The organism is Arthrobacter sp. UNC362MFTsu5.1, assembly GCF_000685965.1.
Lineage (GTDB): Bacteria > Actinomycetota > Actinomycetes > Actinomycetales > Micrococcaceae > Arthrobacter.
The window spans coordinates 151,395-177,065 of the sequence record NZ_JMLE01000005.1; the positions used below are offsets into that span (position 1 = coordinate 151,395).

General features: G+C 64.5%; 17 protein-coding genes. 5 read left to right on the forward strand and 12 right to left on the reverse strand.

Going from position 1 to position 25,671, the window contains the following annotated elements:
* The first annotated feature begins 37 nt into the window (after positions 1-37).
* Positions 38-4,096, forward strand: coding sequence for an FtsK/SpoIIIE domain-containing protein (locus BS38_RS24590; RefSeq protein ID WP_051628772.1), 4,059 nt, complete (start codon positions 38-40; stop codon positions 4,094-4,096).
* Here the strand turns inward: BS38_RS24590 and BS38_RS0107155 are convergent.
* Positions 4,053-4,448 (reverse strand): hypothetical protein, encoded by a 396-nt coding sequence (locus tag BS38_RS0107155; protein ID WP_028270179.1) that lies wholly within the window; start codon positions 4,446-4,448, stop codon positions 4,053-4,055. The two genes, BS38_RS24590 and BS38_RS0107155, sit on opposite strands and share 44 nt — an antisense overlap.
* 349 nt (positions 4,449-4,797) lie before the next feature.
* Between BS38_RS0107155 and BS38_RS0107160 the strand changes: the two genes are divergently transcribed.
* Positions 4,798-5,046: a WhiB family transcriptional regulator gene (locus tag BS38_RS0107160; RefSeq protein ID WP_003804966.1), complete on the forward strand. Its 249-nt coding sequence runs from the start codon at positions 4,798-4,800 to the stop codon at positions 5,044-5,046.
* Positions 5,047-5,140: 94 nt separating this feature from the next.
* Here BS38_RS0107160 and BS38_RS0107165 read toward each other — a convergent pair whose 3' ends face one another.
* The 4 genes from BS38_RS0107165 to BS38_RS0107180 are packed head-to-tail and all read right to left on the reverse strand — an operon-like array spanning position 5,141 to position 13,503.
* Positions 5,141-6,610: a sensor histidine kinase gene (locus BS38_RS0107165; RefSeq protein WP_028270180.1), complete on the reverse strand. Its 1,470-nt coding sequence runs from the start codon at positions 6,608-6,610 to the stop codon at positions 5,141-5,143.
* Positions 6,611-6,643: 33 nt separating this feature from the next.
* Entirely contained in the window at positions 6,644-11,497 is a 4,854-nt protein-coding gene (locus tag BS38_RS0107170) for an NAD-glutamate dehydrogenase (protein ID WP_028270181.1), read from the reverse strand.
* Positions 11,498-11,554: 57 nt separating this feature from the next.
* Positions 11,555-12,865, reverse strand: coding sequence for an AAA family ATPase (locus BS38_RS0107175; protein WP_028270182.1), 1,311 nt, complete (start codon positions 12,863-12,865; stop codon positions 11,555-11,557).
* A complete protein-coding gene (locus BS38_RS0107180; RefSeq protein WP_028270183.1) occupies positions 12,862-13,503 on the reverse strand; it encodes a hypothetical protein in 642 nt (213 codons plus the stop codon). The genes BS38_RS0107175 and BS38_RS0107180 overlap by 4 nt, the downstream gene beginning before the upstream one ends.
* A gap of 154 nt (positions 13,504-13,657) precedes the next feature.
* Here BS38_RS0107180 and BS38_RS0107185 point away from each other — a divergent pair, with 154 nt between their 5' ends.
* Positions 13,658-13,873, forward strand: coding sequence for a helix-turn-helix domain-containing protein (locus tag BS38_RS0107185; protein ID WP_028270184.1), 216 nt, complete (start codon positions 13,658-13,660; stop codon positions 13,871-13,873).
* Between the two features lie 63 nt (positions 13,874-13,936).
* On the opposite strand, the gene BS38_RS0107190 is transcribed toward BS38_RS0107185, so the two are convergent.
* The gene (locus tag BS38_RS0107190; RefSeq protein ID WP_028270185.1) at positions 13,937-14,509 is read right to left on the reverse strand and encodes a hypothetical protein; all 573 of its coding nucleotides are present in this window, start codon (positions 14,507-14,509) and stop codon (positions 13,937-13,939) included.
* A 158-nt stretch (positions 14,510-14,667) separates the two neighbouring features.
* Here BS38_RS0107190 and BS38_RS0107195 point away from each other — a divergent pair, with 158 nt between their 5' ends.
* Entirely contained in the window at positions 14,668-15,429 is a 762-nt protein-coding gene (locus tag BS38_RS0107195) for a hypothetical protein (protein ID WP_043437956.1), read from the forward strand.
* A gap of 54 nt (positions 15,430-15,483) precedes the next feature.
* Complete coding sequence (locus tag BS38_RS0107200; protein WP_231511110.1) at positions 15,484-15,936, forward strand: Rv3235 family protein; 453 nt, start codon at positions 15,484-15,486, stop codon at positions 15,934-15,936.
* Positions 15,937-16,065: 129 nt separating this feature from the next.
* On the opposite strand, the gene secA is transcribed toward BS38_RS0107200, so the two are convergent.
* From secA to mtrB, 6 genes are all read right to left on the reverse strand, one after another.
* Positions 16,066-18,807, reverse strand: coding sequence for a preprotein translocase subunit SecA (gene secA, locus BS38_RS0107205; protein ID WP_028270188.1), 2,742 nt, complete (start codon positions 18,805-18,807; stop codon positions 16,066-16,068).
* Positions 18,808-18,877: 70 nt separating this feature from the next.
* Positions 18,878-20,125 (reverse strand): winged helix-turn-helix domain-containing protein, encoded by a 1,248-nt coding sequence (locus BS38_RS24595; RefSeq protein ID WP_051628773.1) that lies wholly within the window; start codon positions 20,123-20,125, stop codon positions 18,878-18,880.
* A gap of 49 nt (positions 20,126-20,174) precedes the next feature.
* A complete protein-coding gene (gene hpf / locus BS38_RS0107215; protein ID WP_028270189.1) occupies positions 20,175-20,900 on the reverse strand; it encodes a ribosome hibernation-promoting factor, HPF/YfiA family in 726 nt (241 codons plus the stop codon).
* A gap of 177 nt (positions 20,901-21,077) precedes the next feature.
* On the reverse strand, positions 21,078-21,998 hold the full coding sequence (locus BS38_RS0107220) for a ComF family protein (protein ID WP_043437958.1): 921 nt from the start codon (positions 21,996-21,998) through the stop codon (positions 21,078-21,080).
* 90 nt (positions 21,999-22,088) lie between these two features.
* Positions 22,089-23,810, reverse strand: a complete 1,722-nt coding sequence (locus BS38_RS0107225; protein WP_051628774.1) for an LpqB family beta-propeller domain-containing protein — start codon at positions 23,808-23,810, stop codon at positions 22,089-22,091.
* On the reverse strand, positions 23,807-25,669 hold the full coding sequence (gene mtrB / locus BS38_RS24600) for an MtrAB system histidine kinase MtrB (protein ID WP_231511114.1): 1,863 nt from the start codon (positions 25,667-25,669) through the stop codon (positions 23,807-23,809). Before mtrB ends, BS38_RS0107225 begins: the two co-directional genes overlap by 4 nt.
* Positions 25,670-25,671 lie beyond the last annotated feature (2 nt).

Consider the following 25,671-nt stretch of genomic DNA (forward strand, 5'->3'; position numbering starts at 1 on the left):
GGGCAGAAACCACCTCCTCCCCAAGGGAAAGCACCTGATGACGCTCCACTGCACCCTGGTCCGCGGCCCCGATGCCGCCAGTCCGGGACCACCGCTCGAACTGACCGTCGAGGCGCCACCGGGAGGCTCCGGGCTCATGCTGCAGCAGGCATTAGCGCAGGAGTACGATGCCCGTGAACTCTCCGTGTCCGGCCTTCCCTTGTGCAGCCTGGTCGTTGGTCTACCGCCGCTGGTTACCGGGGCGGTCATCGTTGACGGCGCCCGGGAGCGCCCGCCGGACAGCGGCGACGGAAGGGCCGAGACTCTGCTGGTTGCCGTACACAGCGGTCCGGCGGCGGGGACTGTGCTGCCGCTGAGGCGCGGCAGCTACCGGATCGGCCGGAGCGGCACGGAAATCGCCTTACCGGATGCTGCCCTCTCCCGCGAGCACGCCAGGCTGGATGTCACTGACACGGCCGTTACCATCACCGATTTGGACAGTGTCAACGGGACCTTCGTCGACGGGAAGCGGGCGGGGCAGGCAGCGGTCGCAACAGACTCGCTCATCAGCTGCGGAAATTCGACGCTGTCCATTGTGTTCGGGGCTGGTCCTGCTGGACGTCTGCCGGAGTGGGAGGCCGCCGGATCCAGCGTGGTCGACCCCCTCACGATTCCGCACCGGCCGGAAGGCGGCAACCGGGGAATTCTCCTCCTCACAGCGATACTGCCGCTACTCATTGGCGTGGGCCTGGCCGTCATCACCGGAATGTGGATGTTCCTGGCTTTTACAGCCGTATCTGCTGTCTCTGTCCTGGTTCCCGTGCTCGCCGGCCGCCGTCAACGGCGGCGGCTCAAGGCGTTGGTGGCTGCCGCCGTCGACGAAGACCGGGAACGACGACGCCGGGCCGCACCGTCAGCGGCCGAACTCGCCCTGAGGGGGCGCTCGGAACACACCGTCCGGCGGGGCGGGCCAGCCGTGCCCGACGATATCGGGCTCCGACTCGGAGTGGCCGAGCAACGGGCAAACATCAGACTGGACCCGGTCGACCCGGATTTCGAGGCGCCGGCGGCGGGCCTCATGCCGACTATCCTGCAGCTTTCGGACCTTACGCTTGTCCGCGGACCGCGGCAGGACGTGGCCGGGATGGTCAGGTTCATGCTGATGCAGCTCACAAGCTTCAGGTCAGCGGCCCGGACCCGGGTCGTTGTTCATGGAACACCCACCTCCCTGCCGCTGACTGCACGGTACCTAGCGCGGGTCATGCTGTCGTCCAATGCACGGACGACGTCGGAGCTTCTCGAACGCGGCATCGACCTGACCCGGGAGCGGGGCGTGCTGATACTGACACCTGATGCCCGCGGCGAGCCCCGGTCCCACGGCATGACTGCCGCCGCCATCAGCCGGGGCTGGCACGTTGTTGACTGTACCCAGGATGGCGACCCGCAGGAGGGCCACCCCGAATCGGGTGCGGTCATCGAACTGGGAGGAGCCGCCGCAAGGTTGCGGATTGAGGGCACGGCGACGGACTTCCTGCCCGACCTCGTCCCGGAGGGAGTCTTCGACCGGTATTGCCGGAACATGGCCGTGAAGCTTGAGCAGAGCCCGAATGCCACACCCGTCGTGCCGCAGAGTTGCTCGCTGGCTGAAGTCCTTCCTCATGCTGCACAAGACGTCTCGGGCCGCTGGGTTGCAGGCAGCACAAGGCCAGGACTCTGCGTTCCCATCGGGATGACTGCGCATGGGCCCCTCGTGGTGGACCTCGACTCGGACGGCCCGCATTTTCTGGTGGCCGGAACCACCGGGTCCGGAAAATCCGAACTACTCCGGAGCCTGGCCGCTGGACTGGCACTCGGCCACCCGCCGGACCGGATCAACTTCCTCTTTTTTGATTTCAAAGGCGGTTCGGGCCTGGGACCGCTGACCGGGCTGCCCCATTGTGTGGGCATGTTGACCGACCTCACCAGAAATGAACTGGACCGCTCGCTGATCTCCCTGCGTGCGGAAATCCGGCACCGGGAAGAGTTGCTGCAGGCCGCGCAGGCTCCGGACCTGGCTGGCTATCGGACCGTTGGCTCCCCGTCGGGTCCGCTTCCCCATCTGGTCCTCATCATTGACGAATTCCGCATGCTCGTTGAAGACGCCCCCGACGCCCTGAAGGAGCTGATGAGGATCGCGGCCGTCGGACGGTCGTTGGGCCTGCACCTGATCATGGCCACGCAACGGCCCCAGGGCGCCCTTACGGCAGACATCCGCGCCAACGTCACCACAAGCATTGCCCTGCGCGTCCAGTCGGATATGGAATCGGTGGACATTATCAATTCACGGCTCGCCGCCGGCATTCCTGTGGCCAACCCCGGGCGCGCCTACCTCGCCCGCGGGTCGGAGGATCCGGTCGAGTTCCAAGCGGCGACGCTCGCGGGTGCCGGGGCAGCGTTGAGAGCATCGCCGGTCCGGGTTCGCCCTGCAGCCGAGGCCCTTGTGTCGCCAGTGGCCGGCCAGGAGGACGACGCCGACCCGGGGTGCCGGCTGTCGCCGGCCCGGGCGGCCGGTCCCATTGTGGAGTCGCTGGTGCAACTCTGGGACGATCTGGGAGACCCGCCTCGCCGTCCCGTGGCGTTGCCCCTGCCAACGACAGTGCTCCTCCCCGAGGCCGGCAGAGAGTGCGGGCCCGATCCCGGCATCTGGTCCGTACCGCTCGGCCTGCTGGACGAACCGGACAGGCAACGGGTCTCCCGGCTGACGTGGCAGCCGGCCAACCATGGTCACTTGGCCTTGGTCGGCGGAACGGGAAGCGGAGTGGACGAAGCCCTGGACCTAATACTTCAGCAACTGATCCAACATGACACGGAATCGCATCTTTACCTGCTCGATGCAGGAAATGCCTTCAGCTCGGTCCGTTCCCAGCCCCGGGTCGGCGCGGCGGCCGGCCTCCACGAACTCCGCCGGGCCGTCAGGATCCTGGAACGTGTTGCCCTCGAACTTTCAGTGCGGCTCAGCGGCCCGACGGAGTCACTGCCGCCACCGGTCGTCCTGGTGCTTTCCGGCTGGGGTTCATGGGTCTCATCACTCCGGGCCGGGCCGCTGGCCTGGGCGGAAGACCTCGTCCAGGACATCGTCCGGGACGGTGCCAAAGCGGGCGTGACGGTGCTCATTGCCGGAGACCGGGAAGTAGTAACAGCCCGGTACTTCGCCTCCATCCCCAACCGGGCCTACTTCCCCGCCGGCTCCACCGACGAGGGCCGGCTTGCCTGGCCACGGCTCCCCGACATACCGCTAATCCGCGGACGGGCAGTGATGTTCGGCCCGCTGACGGTCAGCCCGGCCTCATCGGCCCAGTTTTACACAGCCCCTCGTGCATCGACGGCAGCCCCTCCCACGGGCAAGGAACCTGCCGTCAGGCCCTTCAGAATTGAGGCCCTGCCCAGGCGCCTCAGCGTTGCGGATGTCCTGGCACGCGTCCCGGGCGTTCCCGCACCACCAGCCGGCACCGCTGCTGCAGCCGGACACGGCAACAGCAGCCGCCAGATACTTGTGGGGCTCGGCGGTGATGAACTTGTCCCGGCTGCAGTCCGTCTTCCGCCGGGAGGCGTCCTACCGGTTCTGGGAGGCCCGTCTTCCGGCAAGAGTTCCCTTCTTGCAGCCATCCCGGAGCTCAACGCTGATGCTCCAGGATGGCTCTGCCCCGGCCCGGAAGATACAGCCGCCAGCTACTGGGCCGGCGTGCTGGCCGACGCTGAGGCGGGGACGCTTAACAAGGACGGGGTCCTGCTCGTGGACGATGCGGACACGCTGACCCCCGAGGCCCACCGGCATCTCGAGGCCCTGCATGGTTTTGGTTTGAGGGTAATCCTGACTGCGGGGTTCAGTCCTTCACTCAGCCAACGCGTCCCGCTGGCTGCACATGCCCGGGGCCAGGGGGCCGGCATCCTGATCGCGCCGCGGCACATCAGCGACGGCGATTTCTTCGGCATTCGCTTTGAGGTGGAAGCCAACCCGCCCGCAGGGAGGGCCGTCATCATTGCCGAGGGCCGGGCAGTGCCCGTTCAGTTGGCGGCCGGACCCGACTCCGGGGTCACAACGCCGGAGGAGCCCCCCCGGCACGTGAAGCAAAGCTGATCACGCGCTTGTTAAAGAGGAGGACCACGGCAAGGACCGCAGGAACCAGCATCGCGAATCCCGCGGCAATGTAACCGCCGGTGAGCGTCGGAAATCCGATCGTCAGAACAAACAGCTGGGCCACCAAAGCCCCCGCCCGCGGCCAGCGGAATCCCCGGAACAGAAAATAGGCAACGGCGTAAAGCCAGGCCGAAAACGACAGCAGAAGTGCCAGGGTAAAAACAGCCCCCCAAAAGGAAACGACGGGCGCTCCCGTGATCAGCTGAATTGCATACCAGCCCGCTGCCGCAAGAAGTGCCGTTGCTTCAGCGGCCACGATCAGGGACAGGACGGTGACCGGCGGCGGCCGGATGGCCCGAACTTCCGGAGAAACAGGGCGCGGGGATGCAACCGAATCGTCGGCGTCGCCCGGCAAGCGGGGCTCGGGGCTGGCGTCGGAGTGGTCCTCTGGGGGTCTTGACACACTGGCACCATACCGGACATAGTCGACTCCGGGGAGAGCGCTGGCGAGCTATGTGACGTATCGCTCACGCTTATAAGGCACTTCGTGGACGATTACCCCTTGTTTACACAGCGTTAACATGACACGCTTAATTCAGATGACCAAGGGGACCCGGCTGGGTCCCTTTCTTATGTTGCTTCTAGTGAATATTTTCACAAGTGGCTAAAACGAGTTCCCAGGAATGGAGTGACTGATCAGCATGGATTGGCGTAACCGCGCAGCGTGCCTCGACAAGGACCCGGAGCTGTTCTTCCCAGTAGGAAACACCGGGCCCGCTCTCCTGCAGATCGAGGAGGCCAAGAGTGTGTGCCGCCGCTGTCCGGTGGTGGACACCTGCCTCCAGTGGGCCCTCGAATCGGGACAGGACGCCGGCGTCTGGGGCGGAATGAGTGAAGACGAGCGTCGTGCCCTTAAGCGCCGTGCTGCACGCGCTCGCCGGGCCTCCTGACCGTCTGAACTTCCGGCCTCCGGCCAAAGTGAAGCGGCCGCGGACTTCAGAGTCCGCGGCCGCTTCCTATTTAAAGGTCGTTAGGGTTTCACGGTCACCGTTTTTGCAGGTTCAGGACGATCTGCACAGCGGTGCCGCCACCCTCGCGGGGTTTCCACTGGATACTCCCGCCCAGCTCACTGGTGACGAGGGTCCTGACGATCTGCAATCCCAGGCCTTCAACATGTGGCGTTTCCGGAAGCCCGACACCGTCATCGGCCACCGTCACGGTCAGGAACTCGTCGCCGTCGTCGCCCTCCGATCGGTCGGCGAGAAGCCAGACGGTTCCGGTCCGTCCCTCCAGGCCGTGCTCGACGGCGTTGGTCACGAGTTCGTTGATAACCAGGGCAAGCGGGGTGGCGAAGTCGCTGGGCAGTTCGCCGAACAGCCCGGACCTGGCGGTTTTGACCTGCTGCGACGGCGAGGCGACCTCGGCGGACAGGCGGAACTGACGTCCGATCAGCTCGTCGAAGTCAACACTTTGCGTCAAACCCTGGGACAGCGTCTCATGGACCAAGGCAATCGTTGCGACTCTCCGCATCGCCTGCTCCAGGCCCTGCTTGGCCTCATCACTGACCATCCGGCGCGACTGCATTCGCAGCAACGCCGCGACAGTCTGAAGGTTGTTCTTGACCCGGTGGTGGATCTCCCGAATGGTGGCGTCCTTGGTCACAAGCTCCATTTCACGGCGGCGGAGCTCGGAGACGTCGCGGCAGAGCACCAGGGCTCCGAACCTTTGCTGCTCATCGCGCAACGGGATGGCCCTAAGTGAGAGGCTGACTCCGCGGGATTCGATTTCGCTCCGCCACGGCATCCGGCCGGTGACCACGAGCGGCAGCGTTTCATCCACCATGCGGCGGTCCCGCAGCAGTCCCGCCGTGACCTCGGCGAGCGACCTGCCTTCAAGGGATTCACCGTCACCCAGGCGCCGGAATGCGGAGACGCCGTTGGGGCTTGCGTACTGCACAATCCCGTCTGCGTCGAGCCGGATCAGCCCGTCTCCCACGCGCGGCGCGCCGCGGCGGGATCCGGTGGGCGAGGCGAAGTCGGGCCACAGTCCGAGCGTTCCCATCCGGAGAAGGTCATAGGCGCACTGCCTGTACGTCAGTTCGAGCCTGGACGGCATCCGTGAACTGGACAAGTCCATGTGTGTGGTCACGACAGCGAGCGTCCGGCCGTTCCTGACCATGGGGACAGCCTCGACGCGGAGGGCCATGTCGCTGCTCCAGTTGGTCTCGCTGGAGCGCTCAATGGTCCGGCTGCTCCACGCCTTATCAACCAGCGGCTGCAGATCCGACCTGATCCCCTCCCCCACGAAGTCGGTGTGGAACACCGTGTGCGTGGTGGAGGGGCGGACGTGGGCCAAGGCCACGTAGCCGAACTCAGGATGCGGAAACCACAAGGCAAGGTCAGCGAAGGCGAGGTCGGCGACCATCTGCCAGTCGCCCACCAGGAGGTGAAGCCACTCGGCATCCCCCGGCCCAAAATCAGCGTGTTCCCTGATGGGGTCCGTAAAGATTGCCACTACACCTCCAGATTCGACGCAAGGAACGGATCCCTAGCGCCGGACGATTGACCTCAAGAGCCTCAATGCTACCGACAGTGACGCCATATCGTCCGCTTCGAGCGAGTTGACCTCCTCAAACATGCTCCTGGCACGGCCGAGCTGTTCGGCATTCAGGCCTTCCCACTCCAGTACCCGCTCCTCCGCGGGGGTTCCGGGCGACGTCGATTCAAGCACCGACGTCGTAATGTCCGAAATGGTGGAGTAGAGGTCATCACGCAAGGCGGCGCGGGCCAGCGCCTGCCAGCGGTCGCGGCGCGGGAGTTTGGTGATGCGTTCCAGGAGGGAATCGACGTGGAAGCGGTCGAACACCGTGTAATACACGTGTGCGATGTCTTCCACCGGCTCCGCATTGATGTGGGCGATCTTGGCAATGTCGAGCAGTACGAAGCTTTCGAACAGTTCGGCCCAGCGATGGGCGAGATCCTCCGGAAGCTCCCAGCTGCGGGCCTTGTCCAGCCATGCAGCCACCCGGGCGCGGTCCTCGCCGCGCAGGTAATCGAGGAGCCGTGCCCGCATCGGATCCATCAGCGGCTTGAACTCAGCCACGATTTCGGAGATCGGCCGGGAAGCGTTGCCCTGGCCGATCACCCAGCGGACAGCCCGGTCCAGGAGCCGGCGGATGTCCAGGTGGACGGTGCTCCAGTGCTCGGTGGGGAAGGAGGCCGGCAGTTCGTTGAGCTCGCCGACCATGATGTCCAGCTCGTAGATTTCGCGGAGGGCCACAAACGCCTTGGCCACCGCGGCTTCGTTGGCTGATGTCTCTTCGATGGTGCGGAAGGCAAACGTGATGCCGCCAAGGTTGATCATGTCGTTGGCCACGACCGTGGCGATGATCTCGCGCCGCAGCGGATGGCTGTCGAGCTCGACGTCGAACCTCTCCCTCAGCTGCTTCGGGAAATAGGAGCGCAGCGTCTGCCTGAACCACGGATCGTCGGCGAGATCGCTCTCACGCAGAGCCGTTGCAAGTTCGATCTTGGCATAGGCCGCCAGCACCGAGAGTTCCGGCGACGTCAGCCCCTGCCCCTGGGCCAGGCGTTCCCGGAGGGTCGCGGTTGTGGGCAGCGCTTCGAGCTCGCGCTTGAGGTCGGCGGACTTCTCCAGCCAGTCCATCAGCCGTTCGTAGCTGGGGCTCCACTCCGCCACCCGGATACGGTCATTGAGGAGCAGGATGTTCTGGTCAATGTTGTCTTCCAGGACGAGCCGCCCGACTTCATCCGTCATGGACGCCAGGAAATCGGCCCGCTCGGCGGACTCGAGCTTGCCCGCGGCGACCATCCGGTCGACGAAGATCTTGATGTTGACCTCGTGGTCCGAGCAGTCGACTCCGGCCGAGTTGTCGATGGCGTCCGTGTTCAGAATGACACCCTGAAGTGCTGCCTCAATGCGTCCGCGCTGGGTCATGCCCAGGTTTCCGCCTTCGCCGACCACCTTGACGCGGAGGTCACGCCCGTCAACGCGGATAGCGTCGTTGGCCTTGTCCCCCACCTCTGCATGCGTTTCGGTGCTTGCCTTGACGTAGGTTCCGATGCCGCCGTTGTACAGCAGATCGGCAGGCGCCAGGAGAATCGCGCGAAGGAGCTCAGGCGGGCTCAGCTCGGATGTGCCGTCCGGGAGTCCCAGGGCCGTCCGCACCTGGTCGGAGACAGGAATGGACTTGGCCTGCCGTCCGTACACGCCGCCGCCTTCGCTGATCAGGGCCTTGTCGTAGTCATCCCAGGAGGACCGCGGCAGGTTGAACAGCCTCAGCCGCTCTTCGTAGGACGCCGCCTCGTCTGGATTCGGATCCAGGAAGATGTGGCGGTGGTCGAACGCGGCCAGCAGCCGGATGTGCTTCGACAGCAGCATGCCGTTGCCAAAGACGTCCCCGGACATGTCACCGACGCCCACCACGGTGAACGGCTCCGACTGCGTGTCAAGGTCGAGTTCGCTGAAGTGGCGCTTGACCGATTCCCACGCGCCCCGGGCAGTGATCCCCATGGCTTTGTGGTCGTAGCCCACGGACCCGCCTGAAGCAAAGGCATCCCCGAGCCAGAAGCCGTATTCCGCCGAGAGCCCGTTGGCGATGTCCGAAAAGGTTGCGGTTCCCTTGTCTGCTGCGACAACCAGGTAATTGTCGTTGTCGTCGTAGCGGACGACGTCGGCCGGCGGAACCACAGCTTCACCGTCCGGCGTGGTGATCAGGTTGTCCGTCAGGTCCAGCAGGCCCCGGATGAATGTCTTGTAGCTTTCCACGCCCTCCGCCATCCACGCGGTCCTGTCAGCGGCAGGATCCGGGAGCTGCTTGGCGAAGAATCCGCCCTTGGCGCCGGTGGGCACAATGACGGCGTTTTTGACAGTCTGCGCCTTAACAAGGCCAAGGATTTCGGTCCGGAAGTCCTCACGCCGGTCGGACCAGCGCAGCCCGCCGCGGGCCACCTTGCCGAAGCGGAGGTGCACGCCCTCCACCCTGGGCGAGTACACCCAGATTTCAAACATGGGTCGCGGGAAGGCCAGCCCGTCGATGGCGGCAGGATTTAGCTTGAAGCTCAGGTACGGCTTCTGCTGATAGAAGTTCGTCCGGAGCGTGGCCTCGATGAGGTTCGCGAAAGTCCGGAGCACGCGGTCGGCGTCCAGGGTGGCAACCTGTTCAATGGCGGCCGCCAGCTGCGCGCGGACGGTGGCTTGGCGCTCCGCCCGGACGTCGTCCTCGAGTGCGGGGTCAAACCGTGCCGCGAAGAGCGCCACGAGCGAACGTGTCACGTCGGGATTTGCCAGGAGCGTGTCAGCGATGAATCCGAACGAATTTGTGTTGCCCATCTGACGCATGTACTTCGCATACGCGCGGAGAACCACAATCTGGCGCCACGGCATGCGCTCGCGCAGGACCAGGCGGTCGAAGCTGTCCGACTCGACGTCGCCGGAAACGGCGGCGCCGAAAGCCTCCGCCAACAGCTGGCCCGTCGCGAGGGGAGCAACACCGGAGGGGTACTTCAGGCCCAGGTCGTACAGGAAGAAGTCCCGTTTGTCGGCCGTCTCGATTTCGAAGGGCCTCTCGTCGAGCACTTCGAGCCCCAGGTTGTGAAAGAACGGCAGGATCTGGCTGAGGCTCTTCGGCTCCAGCATGTAGAGCTTAACGCGGGCGTCCTCTTCGAGTGTTGCCCCTGCGCCCTCGGGCAGGTACACGTGCACGCCGGGCTTTTCGAGCCGCCCCTTTTCGGTCGGTTCGGCTGCGGAGCCGTACTTCTCAAAGCGCGCAATGTCCGTCAGCGCATCTTCAACCTCGTAGTCCACCCGGTAGCTGGCCGGGAAGGCCTCGGCCCAGGCAGAGGCAATCGCCTTGTTGTCGCCGTTGGCGCCACTGGCACGAAGCACTTCCGTGATGCCCTCGCTCCATGAACGCGCGGCCCGGACAAGCCTCTTCTCCAGTTCCTCGACATTGACGTCGCTGACGTCTGCGTCCTTCGGAAGCCGGATCCGGAAGAAGAGCCTGGCCAGCGCGGATTCGGTCATCCTGGCTTCGTAGTCAATGGAGACGGCGTGAAATGTCTCGCGGAGCTCCTGCTCGATGCGGAGGCGCACGTTGGTGGTGTAGCGGTCGCGGGGAAGGTACACGAGTGCGGACATGAACCGGCCGTAGATGTCGGGCCTCAGGAACAAGCGCGTGCGCCGCCGCTCCTGCAGTCTTTGAATGCCTGTTGCCGTCGCGGCGAGGTCGGAAACCTCGATCTGGAACAGTTCATCGCGGGGGTAGGTTTCGAGGATACCCAGCAGGTCTTTGCCCGAGTGGGAATGCGGCGGGAACCCGGCGCTGCGCAGGACGGCTTCGACCTTCTCGCGGACAATCGGAATGTTCCGAACCGACCCCGCGTAGGCGCTGGTGGCGAAGAGGCCGATGAACCGCTGCTCGCCGTTGACGTTGCCGGCGGCGTCGAAGCTCTTCACACCGATGTAGTCGAGGTAGGCCGGGCGGTGCACTGTCGAGCGGGAGTTGGCTTTGGTGATCACCAGAGCGCGCTTTTCCCGCGCTTTCCTCCGGCCGGCGACGGTGAGGTGCTGGACGTGGTGCCCGTCCGCGCCGCTGCGCAGCAGTCCGAGTCCGCTTTCCTCCCGCAGTTCCAGGACGTCCTCGCCGGACTCAGTGACCAGGTCATATTCCCGGTAGCCGAGGAAGGTGAAGTTTCCGTCATCGAGCCACCGGAGGAGGTCCTGGGCCTGGCGAAGTTCCTCGATCTGGGAGGCATTGGCCACGTTGTCCAGGCCCTGGGCGATCTGCAGGGCCTTGTTGCGCATTTTCGGCCAGTCTTCAACGGCCGCCCGCACATCGCCGAGCACGCGTTCAACGCCTTCGATGAGCCGCGCCTGCGCTTCCTCACTGGCAAGGCCGATTTCGACGGCGATCCAGGACTCCATGTGCGAGGCGTTGTCACCCTGGGCAATCAGGTGCGACAGGCTTGGCATTGCGGCAGTGTCACCGCTGGAGATGCCGATGCTGGACGGAACCCTGTCCACCTTCGTCAGCCGGGAGGTTTCGCGGTTGCGCGTGACGACGAACAGCGGGTGGAGGACAAGGTGGATTGCCGAGTTCTGGCGAACGAGCTCGGCGTTGACGGAGTCCACCAGAAACGGCATGTCGTCCGTGACGATATACACGACGCTGCAGTCCGATTCGTCCACGATCCTGATGTTGGCCGTGCCCGGTCTGCGGACAGCGGCAACTTCGCGGTGGGTCTCGGCGCGGGCGGCCAGGACGTCCGGGGAATACGCCCGGGAATCCTCCTCCGCGAGATGCTCGTAATAGTCTCCGAAGTACCCTTCACGGGCTCCGAGCAAAACGGACTGATCCTCCACATTGGAGCCAGACGACATCGACAAACGCCTCCATCACAAGTTCATGGCTGCCTCATTGCAGCCCTTATGGCGAGCCTAGCCCTTTAGGTGTCGCTTCGCTGTGGAAGAAAAGACAGAGGATCTGCGTTTTTGCTGGGCAGGTGCACAAACCAATTCGGCAATGGCCTGGCGAAGTCCGGACTCGGGTGCAGCCTCCAGCAGAAGGCTCCCGGCGATGAGCGCCGCATCACTTGCTGCACTGTCTGCCGGGAGGAATGCGAAGATCCCTTCTGACGGCCCGTACCTTTCCCATGCCTCGCGCAGCTGGCGCTCGGGGAAGCGTCCGGCGGCCGCGGCCCGAACCTTGTTCAGAACCACCTTCGGTGAAGCCTGCGGAACCGCTGCCTCGAGTTCAGAAAGGCCGCGGACGAGTCGCGGCACGCCGATGGAGTCGGCCGATCCCACGGCATAGACGGTGTCTGCAAGCTCGAGGCTCCGAAGCGTGGCGGCATTCCTGCGTGGAGCCATGGTGTCAAAGCTGAGTTCCTCGTCCGCTTCGAGGCAGAAGCCGGCATCCACTACGACGAAGTCCGCCACCTCCCTGGCCTTCTCAAACACAACACCCAGGGCTGCTGCGCGCAATTCCGTCCAGCGATCCGCACGTGTGATGCCTGTCAGGATCCGGAGCGTCCCGGACTTGAGGACGACGGGTGTGGCAATTTTCAGGAGCGCGCCGGCATCCAGTTGTCCGAGGTCGGCCAGCCGGCATGCCTGGGCGAGACCTGCGGATTCATCCAGCAGCCCCAGCATGCCCGCGACGCTGGCGCCATAGCTGTCGGCGTCAATCAGAAGAACCGAATTGCCTGCAGCGGCCAGTTCACCGGCCACATTGACGGCCAGCAGAGTCCGGCCGGGGGAACCCGTGGGACCCCAGACAGTGATGACCTGTCCGCTGCCGGACGGTTCTTCCGGGACGGGATCGATCTCCTCCGGCACGGTCCGGATGGCGGCACCCGTGTCCGCGAATCCACTGTCCCGCCCCTGAAACGGCGCGGGACTGGCCCACCGAGCAACCGCGCCTGAGATCCTGCCCGCAAGTGCTGCCGAGTCAACCCCCGCCGGCGCTGCCGTGACACCGATCGCTGTCAGCCTCGCCGTTTCTTCTGCGCTGTCCGTCAATGCGATGACGACGACGCCCACAGCGGTGAGCCGGTCAACGAGCGAGGCCGTCAGTTCGTCACTGCCCTCCGCGACAACGGCCGCCCGGGCGAGGCCGCTCTGGCAAGCAGCCAGCAGCTCTGTCAGCTCCGAGCATCTCCTCACGACGGTGACCGGTCCATGGAGGCGTTCAAGGCCGCCGACCAGGTCCTCCCGGGACTGGCCCACCGTGACGACCGGAATACTCATGACGTTCCGCCCGGGTTCCAGACCACCGAAATCCTCGCCTTGTTCGCTTGGGCACCCAGCAGCCTTGGCATCTGCTCGTCAGTGACAAGGACCATGACCACCGTGGAGCGTGACGATCCCAGTGTGGTCGAACCCGGGGTGACTTCAGCGATCTCGGCCCCTGGAAGCAGCAACTTCGGCTCGCTGAAGCCGTTGCGGGCATCAGGCAGGGCCACCCAGACGTCAACCCGTGATCCAGCCGCGGCCTGTTCCGGCAGGGCTTCGTCGATAGTAATTGCGACCGGCTTACGGTTCAGCACATCGGACTTGCCAAGGCTTCCCCGAGGGACCAACTGGTCCGGACCGATCCGCTGTACAGCGACCATGCCTTCGGGAAGTCCCGCCTCTGCGGTGACATAGTGGGATTCCACGTCGCCGAGCCTGACCTTCACTCGGTTGACGTTTTCGGCAGTGAGTTTTTCACCCACGGCGATCTGGCCCTTTGCCGCAAACACCTCGGTGGTCTGATCGGCGGCCCCGACCAGCGATACAACACCGGCCACGGAGGCCAGGACCAGCAGGAACCCGAGAAGGAGCCGCGGATCTTTCCAAGACGGCTTTTTGAGCCTGACTGCAGTGGCCGTCGTACCTGAACTCACGTACCCGCTCCCCCCATCGGTGCCGACGGACTGGTTGATGCGCCGGACTACCTCATTGTTACGGCAAACGGGCCTGATCAAAAGTCAAAAGAACAAACAACGTCAAACTGTGGATAACAGCACCACCCGACGCCAATGGTGGCAAAATAGAAGCATGCCCCGATTCCTCACCCTCGCAGACGTAGCCGAACAGCTGCAGATCAACTCCCCGGCGGCCTATGCGCTGGTGCGCAGCGGCGAACTCAAAGCCATCCAGGTGGGCGGCCGCGGACAGTGGCGCGTGGAAGAAAAGATGCTGGAACAGTACATCGAAGAGCGGTACGCGGAAGCCGAGCGCATGATCCAGGAAGCCAAGTCCAAGTCAGTCTGAGCTGGGATGCCGGGCGGGGCCGGGACCGTGCGCGGGTGTACGCACCGCAGCGCAGGAGTGCGCTCACAGATCCGCTCCGCGTACCGAACGTAGTGCACCCAGCGAGGAAAAGGGTACCGAGGCAATCTGGCTGACGTTGGCGGCTCGGCGGACTTCTCCGGGCCTGGTCATGGCCAGATCGAAATAGTCCCGCCCCACGCGGTCGATAACTCCATTCAGTCCCGCCACGCCCTGCGGGCCGCCGATGAGAACTACCGTCAGATCTGCCCTGTCTCGCGCCAGCCCGCGAAGGGCACTGGCCAGCCCCAGCTTTCGCCGGACGGATGACGGCTCCGCCATCGCCAACCTCCCCAGGCCGTGGTACCGGGAAACTGCAGCAAAGGGGACCAGCACCTGGTGGGGAGGATCGTTGAGCACCAGGCTCTCTCCGCCCACGTGACTCAAGACGCCCTCGAACACGGCCCCCGATCCCAGGTGAACCGCCACCCTAAGCCCCAACGAACCGCGCAACCTGTCGGCCAGCTCCACGCCTGCGACATCTGCCCGCGACCGTTCGGCGATTTCCGATTCGAGCTCCAGCCGGCCAACTGAGGCCAGCTGTGCCTCCATGTCCTCAAACAAGGCGTCCCAACGCATGCCGCCAATCTAGGCGCGCACCGTGCCGCGGTCAATTCGCGGCCGGCCAATGCGACGAAAAAACAAATCACTGGACAAAAGTCGGAAAGTGAGTTCAAACTGGATTCAAATAGATCAAACAGCATCAAACGCTATCAAATGACTTGAGGAGAGGGATTATGGAAGTTTCCCGCGGCAGGCTGCTCCGCTCGGACGCAATGCTGGCAGTGGCGATCCTGCTTCTCGGTCTCTTTCTGGCGGCAACAGGCGCCTCGCTGACGGAGCGATGGCAGCGATCATCTGCACGGGACCAATCACTGGCTTTCGAAGACCTGCTCGGATTCGTCGTCGCCACAACGGGACTCATCATTGTCGCCTGGTGGATCTTGTCGCTGGTGATTGCAATAACATCCGCCGGCCTGGAACGGGCCGGAAGCCGCCGGGCCGCGGAGATCACCGGAAAATACAGTCCTGCCTTCATGCGCCGCCTCGCCCTCGCCGCAGTGGGACTTCAGCTGCTGGGAGCCCCGCTTGCCCATGCCGGCACGGTGAGTGCCGACCCTCGGTGGAGTCCAACCTCCCCACAGGCCACTGCAGCAGTGTGGATGCCCACCGAACAGGCGGCGTCAGCACCTCACCCAGGTCCCGGCGGCACGGATCCACGGTGGAAACCGAATGCTCCTGTCGTCGGCCCGGGTCCAATGACGGCACATCCTGTGCGGTCGGCCCGCCAACACCCGGTTGACGAGGACGGATACGTGACGGTGGTGGCCGGTGACTCGTTGTGGACCATTGCGGCCAACCAGCTGGGCGGCTCCGCTTCTGATCGCGACATCGCCCTGGAATGGCCGCGCTGGTACGAGGCGAACAGGGCCGTTCTGGGTGACAACCCCGATTTCCTTCTTCCGGGACAGGTACTCCGGCCTCCGTCCACGTCCTAAATCCGCAGCAACCCTGAACCTATAGATATCCGCCATCAATCAGAGGAAAACGTCATGAGCGCATTGCATCTGGTCCCCGCCCTGCCGCAGGCGGAACACACCGCAGCCGGCGGCCCGGTTCAAGCCACGGAGAACCGCCGCGTCCTCCAGCTGGTGGATGAGAACAGGGAAATCTGTGCCATTGCCCGAGGGACGGTACAGGCCGCCATCGAGGTACTGGCGGGCACTCGTCCCATCCAGCAGCTCTCACGCAGGCTTGACCAACGATGCCTGGCATCACTGCAGCACCGCGCCGCACTGACCCGACGGGTTGCGGCCGGACCGTCCCCGACAGCAGGGCGACTGCACCGCAATCCGGCCGTCCGCACGGTCCGCGCCTGCCAAGTCGCAGCGGGGATCTACGAGGCAAGTGCCGTCGTCGTGGATGAACTACGGGTCCGCGCCGTGGCAGTAAGGCTGGAGCGCAGCAACCAGGTGTGGCGGATCACAGCGCTGGAGATCGGCTGACGGTTCTTTGCAAAGGTGCCGCCGCACAACCCTGCCCCACCACCCCCTGCGAACACGGATGAGGACCGGAACAGTGGTTCCGGTCCTCATCCGTTTTCAAGGTGCGGCTGCTCCGGCAGCCGTCAATTCCTAGCGCTTCTTCTTTTTCGCAGCGGCCTTCCGGGTGCCGTCCTGGGCAGCGGCCTTGGCCGGGTTCCCTGAACGCCCGGAAGTCCTTCCCTCGACACGCGTCTGGCTGGCGCCGTCTTCTCCCGGTGCGGTGTACTGCAACTGCGCGGGCTTCTCCGGAGCTTCCAGGCCGGCCGCACGGATCTGCGGCTCGTGGTGCTCCGTGTGTTCTCCGGCGCCGTCGGCGACCACAACGTCTTCCGCAGGAGTCACCTCGACCTCAAGGTTGAACAGGAATCCGACGCTTTCCTCACGGATGGCCTCCATCATGGCCTGGAACATGATGAAGCCCTCGCGCTGGTACTCCACCAGGGGATCGCGCTGGGCCATCGCCCGAAGGCCGATGCCTTCCTTCAGGTAGTCCATCTCGTAGAGATGTTCCTGCCACTTCCGGCCGATCACGGACAGGACCACCCGGCGTTCGAGTTCGCGCATGCTCTCGGATCCGATGACCTGTTCCCTGGCCTGGTAGACCAGGCGGGCGTCGGAAAGAATCTCTTCCTTCAGGAAGTCCACCGTGATGCGGGACTTGCCGCCGGCCTCGTCGATGACGTCGTGGGATGTAACGCTGACGGGGTAGAGCGTCTTCAGGTTCGTCCAGAGCTGGTTGAAGTCCCAGTCGTCGCCGGTGCCTTCGGCGGTTGCTGCGTCGATGAGGGCAGTGATGGTGTCCTCGATGAAGTACTGCACTTTCTCGTGCAGGTCATCTCCCTCGAGGATGCGCCGGCGGTCACCGTAGATTGCTTCACGCTGGCGGTTGAGGACGTCATCGTACTTCAGGACGTTCTTGCGCTGTTCCGCGTTGCGGCCTTCAACCTGGCCCTGCGCGGACGCAATGGCCCGGGACACCAGTTTCGATTCCAGTGCAACGTCGTCCGGCACAGAACTGTTCATGAGCCGCTCGGCCGCGCCCGAATTGAACAAACGCATCAGGTCATCGGTGAGCGACAGGTAGAACCGGGACTCGCCGGGGTCGCCCTGACGTCCGGAACGGCCGCGGAGCTGGTTGTCGATGCGGCGCGACTCGTGGCGTTCCGTGCCCAGGACGTACAGCCCACCAAGGTTCAGCACTTCCTCGTGCTCGTCCTTGACTGCCTGCTTGGCCGCTTCGAGCGCAGCAGGCCAGGCTGCCTCGTACTCTTCCGAGTTTTCTTCCGGATCCAGGCCCTTGGCGGCCAGTTCGGCGACGGCCGTGAATTCGGCGTTGCCGCCCAGCATAATGTCCGTACCGCGACCGGCCATGTTCGTGGCGACAGTCACGGCTCCCTTACGGCCGGCCTGCGCGACGATCGCGGCTTCACGGGCGTGGTTCTTCGCGTTCAGGACCTCGTGCCGGATGCCTTCCTTGGCCAGCAGCCTTGAGAGGTACTCGCTCTTCTCCACGCTGGTGGTTCCTACGAGGACGGGCTGGCCCTTTTCGTGGCGCTCGGCGATGTCCTTGACGACGGCGTCGAACTTGACCGCTTCGTTCTTGTAGACCAGGTCAGACTGATCGATGCGCTGCATGTCCCGGTTGGTGGGGATGGCCACCACTCCGAGCTTGTAGGTGCCCATGAACTCCGCGGCTTCGGTCTCGGCGGTGCCGGTCATGCCTGAAAGCTTGTCGTACATGCGGAAGTAGTTCTGCAGCGTGACAGTGGCCAGCGTCTGGTTCTCCGCCTTGATTTCGACGCCTTCTTTGGCCTCGATCGCCTGGTGCATTCCCTCGTTGTAACGGCGGCCGGCCAGGATGCGGCCGGTGTGTTCGTCCACGATCAGGACTTCGCCGTCGAGGATGACATAGTCCTTGTCCCGCTTGAAGAGCTCCTTGGCCTTGATGGCGTTGTTCAGGAACCCGATCAGCGGCGTGTTGGCGGACTCATAGAGGTTGTGGATGCCGAGGTAGTCTTCGACCTTTTCGATTCCGGCTTCGAGCACACCCACGGTGCGCTTCTTCTCGTCGACCTCGTAGTCGGTGTCGGCCTTGAGCCGCAGGACCACCTTGGCGAATTCGCTGTACCAGCGGTTCGTGTCGCCCTGGGCCGGACCGGAAATGATGAGCGGGGTGCGGGCCTCGTCGATGAGGATGGAGTCCACTTCGTCAACGATCGCGAAGTGGTGGCCGCGCTGGACCAGTTCTGACTTGTCCCAGGCCATGTTGTCGCGCAGGTAATCAAAACCGAATTCGTTGTTGGTGCCGTAGGTGATGTCCGCGGCGTATTGCTCGCGGCGCACGGCCGGGTCCTGGTTGGACAGGATGCAGCCGCTGCTCAGGCCGAGGAAACGGTAGACGCGGCCCATGAGGTCGGACTGGTACTCGGCGAGGTAGTCGTTCACGGTGATGACGTGGACGCCGTTGCCGGCCAGGGCGTTGAGGTAGGCCGGAGCGGTGGCCACGAGGGTCTTTCCTTCACCGGTCTTCATTTCGGCGATGTTGCCCAGGTGCAGCGCCGCGCCGCCCATCAGCTGAACGTCGAAGTGCCGCATTCCCAAAGTCCGCGAGGAAGCCTCGCGGACGGCGGCGAAGGCCTCCGGCAGGAGATCGTCGAGCTTCTCGCCGTCCTGGTGGCGTCCACGGAGCCGGTCGGTTTCTTCACGCAGTTCGGCGTCCGTGAAGGTCTTGAAAGAGCTCTCCAGGGCATTGATGGAATCGGCATAGTTCCTCAATTGCCTCAGGGTTTTTTTGTCACCCGTACGGAGAAGTTTTTCGATAAGTGATGCCACGTGAAGTTGCTCCCAGTCTCAAGCTGCCGAATTCTGGCGTGTTCAGTCTACGGGAGTCACGCACGGCACGTTACGCCTGTTCCCTGAGAGCGGATAGTCCGGTTTCGTGGGCAGCGACGGCCTCGGCAAGGGAAGCGGCAAGGTCGCCGACCGGCGAGACAACCACACCGTCAAGCCCCAGCCATTCAGCCATGAGGTGGAGTTCCGCGGCAAGTTCGACGGCGGTGTCGGCTGGGGCACCCGGTTCGGCATGCGCCGCCCTCGCCAGGAGCAGCCCGGCCGGCCTGTCAGCTTTGAGGTCCACCCGAGCCACGATGCCGTCCCGAAGGAGGAACGGGAGGACGTAGTAGCCGAAGCGCCGTTTGGCCTCCGGAGTGTAGATCTCGATCCTGAAGTGGAAGCCGAAGAGCTCCTCCAGCCGCCGACGCTCAAAGACAAGCGAGTCAAAAGGGCTCAGAAGCGCCCGCCCTGTTGCTGCGCGGGGCAGCCTGGCGTCAACGTGCCGGTACACCGGCCGGTCCCAGCCCCGGACCGACACCGGCTCAAGGGTGCCCCCGTCGACCAGGTGCTCCACAGCGGTGGCCGCAGCCTTCAGCGGCGTGCGGAAGTAGTCGGCGAAGCAGCGGACGGTGCCGATGCCGTGGGCCCTTGCGGCGGCCTCGATGAGCCTGTCCATTGCCGCCGCGGGATCCGCGTCCTGAGCTCCGCCGCCGTCAAACGCGGTGTAGACCTTGGCGGACAGCGTGTAGCGGCGTTCGAACTGTTCGGTCCGGGAGGAGGCCGAGACAAGTCCTTCCTCGAACAGATGCTCCAGGACCCGCTTGACCGCGTTCCAGTTCCACCCCCAGTTGTCCGTCCGACGGTCTTCGACATGCCCGATCCGTGCGGTGAGTTCTGCGGCAGTCAGGGGTTTACTGCTGGTCAGCGCGCTGAGGACTTTCTCGGCGACGTCCGTGCGCAGTTCGGGATCCATGCCGGATGCGCCGACCCATTTCCGGTTCTGCCACAGCAGCAGGTCCGGAAAATGGTCCGGCCGGATGAAGCTCGCTTCGTGTGCCCAGTACTCCGTCATTCTGCGCGGATGCGTTGAGGCCATCCGGTGCAGAATGCCGCGGTCATAATTTCCGAGCCGGGAAAAGAAGGGCAGATAGTGGCTGCGGGACAGAACGTTGACGGAATCAATCTGAACCAGGTGGAGCCGGTCAAAGGTACGGCCCACCGCCCGTGCGCTCACGGGTCCGGCGGGCCGTCCTTTGTCCAATCCCTGGGCTGCCAAAGCGATCCGCCGCGCCTGGATAAGGCTCAGCGATGCGCCCATGTCAGTCCTTCCGTTGGCTGGTCAACACCAGCTTAGGCGGACGCGCGGCTTAAGGGCGCGCAGGTTCATCCTCCGAGCGGTAGGCGAGGATCTTTTCCTCGACAGCTGCTTCGCCCGGTTCGCACGTCTGGTCCAGGCTGATGACGCCGTAGGTCCACCCGTCGCGGCGGTACACCACGGACGGTGCTTTGGTTTCCTTGTCCACGAAGAGGTAGAAGTCGTGGCCCACGAGCTCCATGTTGTCGACGGCATCGTCGAGCGTGAGGGACGCCGCGGGGAACACCTTGCGGCGGATCAGAACCGGAGAATCCCCTGCGGGGATGTCGTTGTCGACCTCGTAGGGCGACTTTTCAACGGGCGCGGCCTGGGGCTCCTGGTGGTTGATGGCCTCCACATACAGAGGCTCGGTGGTGCTTGCCGGCTCAAGGCTGGCAGTTGCCTCGCGGACGGCCTTGGGTGTGTGCCGCCCGTGGTGGACCTTCTTACGATCCTTGGCCCGGCGAAGGCGCTCAAGAAGCTTGTTGTAAGCGAGATCGAACGCGGCGAACTTGTCGGCGGCGCTTGCCTCTGCACGAATGACGGGGCCGCGGCCCAAGACGGTCAGCTCAACCGTGAGCAAGTCTGCGGTCTGGCGGGCCTTGGTCTCCTTGGAGACCTTCGCGTCCACCCGTTGGACCTTGTCTCCCAGCGATGCGATCTTTGAGATCTTCTCGTCGGCGTATTCGCGGAAGCGGTCTGAAACCGTCAAATTCCGTCCGCTGATCATGAACTCCATGGTGCCCTCCAAATGACTTCGGTGACACGACGGCGGCACTTCCCGGGGCCGATCTGACTGACAGTCGAGCCCCTTTCCGAGCCGCTATCGACAGGTACAACTGATCTTGGTACCCACAACCGACGTTAGTTCATCGGTACCCGTTATTCACCTTTTCTTCATTTATTTTTTTCAATGTCAGCCGCCAGTCCCTGCTGTGGCACCGTGAACGGCCGGTGGGTCGGCGGCGTCGGGCGGGCGTGTCGCCGCCAGCACTACGGCACCCATCACAACGCCTCCCGCCCGGTGGACGGCACGCGCTGCTTCCGCCAGGGTGGCACCGGTGGTGAGGACATCATCAACGATGATGCACGGGCGTCCGCGGATGTCCGGCGCGAGCGGCGACAATCGTGCCTGCATGGACCCCCGGACACGTTTGGCGCGGGCACCCCGCCCGAGTCCCTTTTGACCTCCGGCCAGCGGGTGCGCTGGAACCAGCGCCCGGAGGCGTCCGGACAGGTCATGATTGGAAGCTGCCCCTTCGGTAAGGGCACTTCCCTTGCGGAGTGCGTTGGTGAGGTTCCCGGCGCCGAGGCCCCCGCGGCGGTCCAAATTCCGCAGCAGGAGGTGCACGGGGCTGAAGCCTCGCTTCCTGAATGCGCTGTTGGTGGTGGGAACGGGTATCAGGCAGTATCCCTGCAAAGTTCCGGCCGCGCCGCTGATGGCCCGTCCCAGCGCCTTGGACAACACCGCTCCGAGCTGCCCCTGGCCATGTTTCTTAAACGACAACACAGCCTGCGCGAGTTCCTCGCGATACATGCCTGCTGCGACGACGGGGAGGATCACCGAACCGTTCACGTCCATGAGGGCAGGAGCCTGCCCCTCAGCGCGGAACGGAGTCCTCGTGAGGATACGCACCGCCCGCTCGCAGGGTCCGCACAGCGCGAAGTCCTCCGTCCCGCAACAGACGCATTCAACCGGCGCCGCCAGCGCCAGTAGCTCGCGGCCCGCCATGGCTGCACGGTCCGCAGCCCGCGGCCACCATTGTGAGTAGTCACTGCGGTGCTTTGCCGCAGTGGGTGCGGGCGGTTCAAGGTCCGGGTCCGGGCTTCTCTCCACATGCCAAGCCTCCAGGGCGGGCGGCTCCGCCGGAAGTGGCGTGTCCGCCTATGTGGATTCGGCGCCTATGGGGAAAAGGTACCGCCGTCCCTAGCCGGGGAAGGACGGGTCCACAGGCCCCTTCAGCTGGGGCGACCAGCCGTTTCCAAGGCGCTGGAAGATGCCGTCGGCGGACTGCCCGAAAATTTCCTCCGGGCCGTTGCCGGCGCTGATGGCCGTAAGCCCGGGCCAGGGCGCCAGCTGCTGGGGCTGTGACGCCGCCAAGGACAGCAGTTCGGGCGTCACGTTGTCAGTTGCCGATGCTTTCATGACCGCGACGGTGGTGTCACTGACCCACACACCTCGGTCCGGATCGCGGTCGGTCAGGAGGGTGGTCGGGGCCGTGAGGTCGCGGGGAGTGCCGTCTGCCGTGCGGACGATTCCCGTCACCTGCACCCGGGTTTTTCCGTTTTGCTCAGAAATCACGAGTGCACGAACGCCTTCACGCGATATGCGGAATTCCTTGACGGTACGACCGGCCAGCCAGGCAGGGGCCAGCGTGACGGTGGGGATGTTGGCGCCCTCCGGAATTCCGGTGGGCCGGTAGGCAAGCACTTCCGTGGCCCCGTTGGCGCCGGGTCCGGCCGTCCAGACCCAATCCTGCTGGCCGAACGACGGGCGGGTGAGGGTGCTGCGGGTGGTCAGCGCCCGTGCCGGCTGTCCCGGCACGATGGAGTACAAGGTGGTCCGGCTGCCGTTCAGGAACGCCGCCGACTGCGATATCGGCGATTCGGCAGGGGAAGCCGGGCCAAGGGCCCCCACCGGCTGAATGTCCGGGAGCGGCGAGATCCGGTTGTTTTCGTATCGGACCAGTTGGCCGTCGTTAACCGCGATCTGGCGGGCCGGCACGTTCTTGTCCCGGACAGGGGGCAGCACGGACCCGTTGTCCTCGACCCGGACAAGGTCCTGGTTCGCGCGCAGTTCGACGTTGACCACATCCGGCTGGCCGCGGAAGGAAAGGGCCAGTTGGGTCTGCATCCTCAGCCGATCCTCATTGGAGGCCTCCACGAGTTCCTTGGCTGACAGATCAACCTGCGCTGCGCCGGAGACGACCGGGACGGATTCCCGTGTCAGTTTCATCCCGGACGGGAAGGCACTGACCACGGCTCCTTTGAGGTACGGGGCGGGTCCGCTCAGCAAGGCGCTGGTCATCGCCTTGACCGTTTTCTTCTTGTTGAACCATCGGACGTCGGGCACGGCATACGTGAAGCCGGGATCGTAAAAATAGATGGGGTAGGCGCCGTAAATCACCTTGAATGTCTGCTCCGGGATGGCGATCCCGTCGGGAATGGCGGAGATGCGCCACTGGCCGTCCACCTGCGTCAGCGTGACCGGAATTTTCTCCTTGGTGCCTTCGGGGAACTGTGTGGCAATCCCGTCCGCGTCAACGGAGTAGGCGACGTCCAGTTCGTAGTTGTAGACGTTTTCCACCCCGGTGCGGACCACTTTGGTTGAGCGGAAGACCAGGGTCCGCTGGTCCGGTTTCCACGCAACAGATGCTGCTTGAGTGAGGTATTCCCTCGCCACGGCGTAGTCGTCCTCGTAGCCACTGCCAGCGAGGTAGAAGTCTTCAATGACGGATTCGGGGCCGGCGCCTTCACGCGGTGCAACGGGGAAGAAGACGGGCGCATTGTTTGGCTTGCCCGCGCTCTCGTCGGTACTTTTCCCCACGGGCCCCGAGCGCGGAATCTGGGCGCAGGAGGTGAGCAGCAGGAGCAATACAGTCATCAAGGCCGCGGCCGCCGTGCCAAACCGCCGTGTGATACCGGTCATTTTGCTTCTTCCCGGCCCTCGCCGTGCTTCGACCCCGGAGCAACTGCTGACGGCACGGCCGGCTGGGGCTCTGCCTGCCCTGTGGGCGGCCCGGCAGGACCGCCGTCGGCTCCTGCTTCCTCCGGTAGGGCTACGGTTCCAAACAGCAGCATGGTGCCCTGGCCCGATCCGCCCGGCAATTCGACGTCGGCCGGTTCCAGCTGGAGCGGCGATTTGGTGATCGCTTCGCCCTGCCGCAGGGGCAGCGTCAGCCGGAAGTTCGATCCAGTCCCCTTGCTGCCCCAGGCCTGGAGCCACCCGTTATGAAGTTTGGTGTCCTCCGCGGCGATGGACAGGCCCAGCCCGCTGCCGCCCGTGGTCCGCGCCCGGGCGGGGTCCGCACGCCAGAAACGGTCAAACACCCTGGCGGCTTCCGCCTGCGTCATGCCGATGCCGTGGTCGCGGACGGCCACCGCCACGGCGGTTTCGTTCGCTGCGACGGAAATGCTGACCGGTTTGCCTTCGCTGTGCTCGAGCGCGTTCAGCACCAGGTTGCGGAGAATCCGCTCGATGCGCCGGTCATCCATCTCCACCACGATGCTCTCTTCCCGCGAATTGATGGTGACCTCGGAACCGTACTCGGCCGCGACCGGCCCTGCGTCCTCCACGACATTGGCCACGAGCTGAAGGATATCGGTGGGTTCGGCGTCGAGTACCGCCACGCCGGCATCGAAGCGTGAAATCTCAAGCAGGTCAGCCAGGAGCGACTGGAACCGTTCCACCTGGTTGTAGAGCAGTTCCGCGGAGCGCTTGTTGATGGGGTCGAAATCGTGCCGTGCGTCGTACAGAACCTCGGCGGCCATCCGCACTGTGGTCAGCGGCGTGCGAAGCTCGTGGGACACGTCCGAGACGAAGCGCTGCTGCATCTGCGACAAGGTAGCCAGCTGCGTGATCTGTTCCTGCAGGCTGGCGGCCATGTGATTGAACGATGCGCCCAGCCGCGCCACTTCGTCCTCGCCCTTGACCACCATTCGTTCCTGGAGCTGCCCGGCCGCCAGCTTTTCCGACACCACCGCGGCGTGGCTGACCGGGCTGACCACGTTGCGCGTCACATACCAGGCAATGGCACCGATGATCAGCACAAGTACCGCGCCGCCGGCCAGGAGGACATTCTGTATCTCGTCGAGGGTCTTCTGTGCAGTGTTGAGGTCGTAAATAAGGTACAGCTCGTACACGGTGCCGTTGAAGGTGACCTTGTTGCCCACGGCGATGCCCGGCCGGTCCTCGGTTCCCACGGGGAACTCCGTGGATGCCCAGAACTGGTCCTTTCCGGACTCCTGGACGGCCTTCCGCAGCTCCGGCGGAATCACGCTAATGGTCAGCTGGTCCGAGGCCCGCGATTCCACCCAGCGGTTTCGGGGCTTGGTCTGTTCGGGCATGGCCTCGAACACGTAGCGCCGCTGGATCACGTTTCCGCGCCCCTCCACGGCATTCAAGGTGTCGTAGACCAGCGTAATGACGCTTGACTGGTCGGTGACCTGGGCGCCGTCGAACGTGTCCTGGACCTGTTTGACGTTATAGAGCGTCTCCGACTCCGCCTGCGTCAACCGCTCCTGGAACAGGTTGTTGGCGATCTGGTTCGACAGGTAGGCGCCAACCACTGCGAAAGAACCGATCGACAGCAGCAGCGTGGTGAGGACCGTCCGGAACTGCAAGGACCGGCGCCAGCGCCTGTGCAGTGCCCGCAGCAGGAAACGGACGCCCGGCAGGAGCCTGATCAGCCCGGTCCGGACGAGCCGCGAGACCCGCAGGCCCACGATCCGGGCCCGGCGGACCCAGATCCGGGCACGGAACGGCAACCCGGAGAGCACACCTGCGATGG

Coding starts and splice junctions, on each gene's coding strand:
- BS38_RS0107195 (WP_043437956.1), top strand. CDS start 14,668: ATGGAAGTTTCCCGCGGCAGGCTGCTCCGCTCGGACGCAATGCTGGCA.
- BS38_RS0107185 (WP_028270184.1), top strand. CDS start 13,658: ATGCCCCGATTCCTCACCCTCGCAGACGTAGCCGAACAGCTGCAGATC.
- BS38_RS0107170 (WP_028270181.1), bottom strand. CDS start 11,497: ATGTCGTCTGGCTCCAATGTGGAGGATCAGTCCGTTTTGCTCGGAGCC.
- BS38_RS24595 (WP_051628773.1), bottom strand. CDS start 20,125: ATGGGCGCATCGCTGAGCCTTATCCAGGCGCGGCGGATCGCTTTGGCA.
- BS38_RS0107200 (WP_231511110.1), top strand. CDS start 15,484: ATGAGCGCATTGCATCTGGTCCCCGCCCTGCCGCAGGCGGAACACACC.
- BS38_RS0107225 (WP_051628774.1), bottom strand. CDS start 23,810: ATGACCGGTATCACACGGCGGTTTGGCACGGCGGCCGCGGCCTTGATG.
- BS38_RS0107175 (WP_028270182.1), bottom strand. CDS start 12,865: ATGAGTATTCCGGTCGTCACGGTGGGCCAGTCCCGGGAGGACCTGGTC.
- BS38_RS0107160 (WP_003804966.1), top strand. CDS start 4,798: ATGGATTGGCGTAACCGCGCAGCGTGCCTCGACAAGGACCCGGAGCTG.
- BS38_RS0107190 (WP_028270185.1), bottom strand. CDS start 14,509: ATGCGTTGGGACGCCTTGTTTGAGGACATGGAGGCACAGCTGGCCTCA.
- hpf (WP_028270189.1), bottom strand. CDS start 20,900: ATGGAGTTCATGATCAGCGGACGGAATTTGACGGTTTCAGACCGCTTC.
- BS38_RS24590 (WP_051628772.1), top strand. CDS start 38: ATGACGCTCCACTGCACCCTGGTCCGCGGCCCCGATGCCGCCAGTCCG.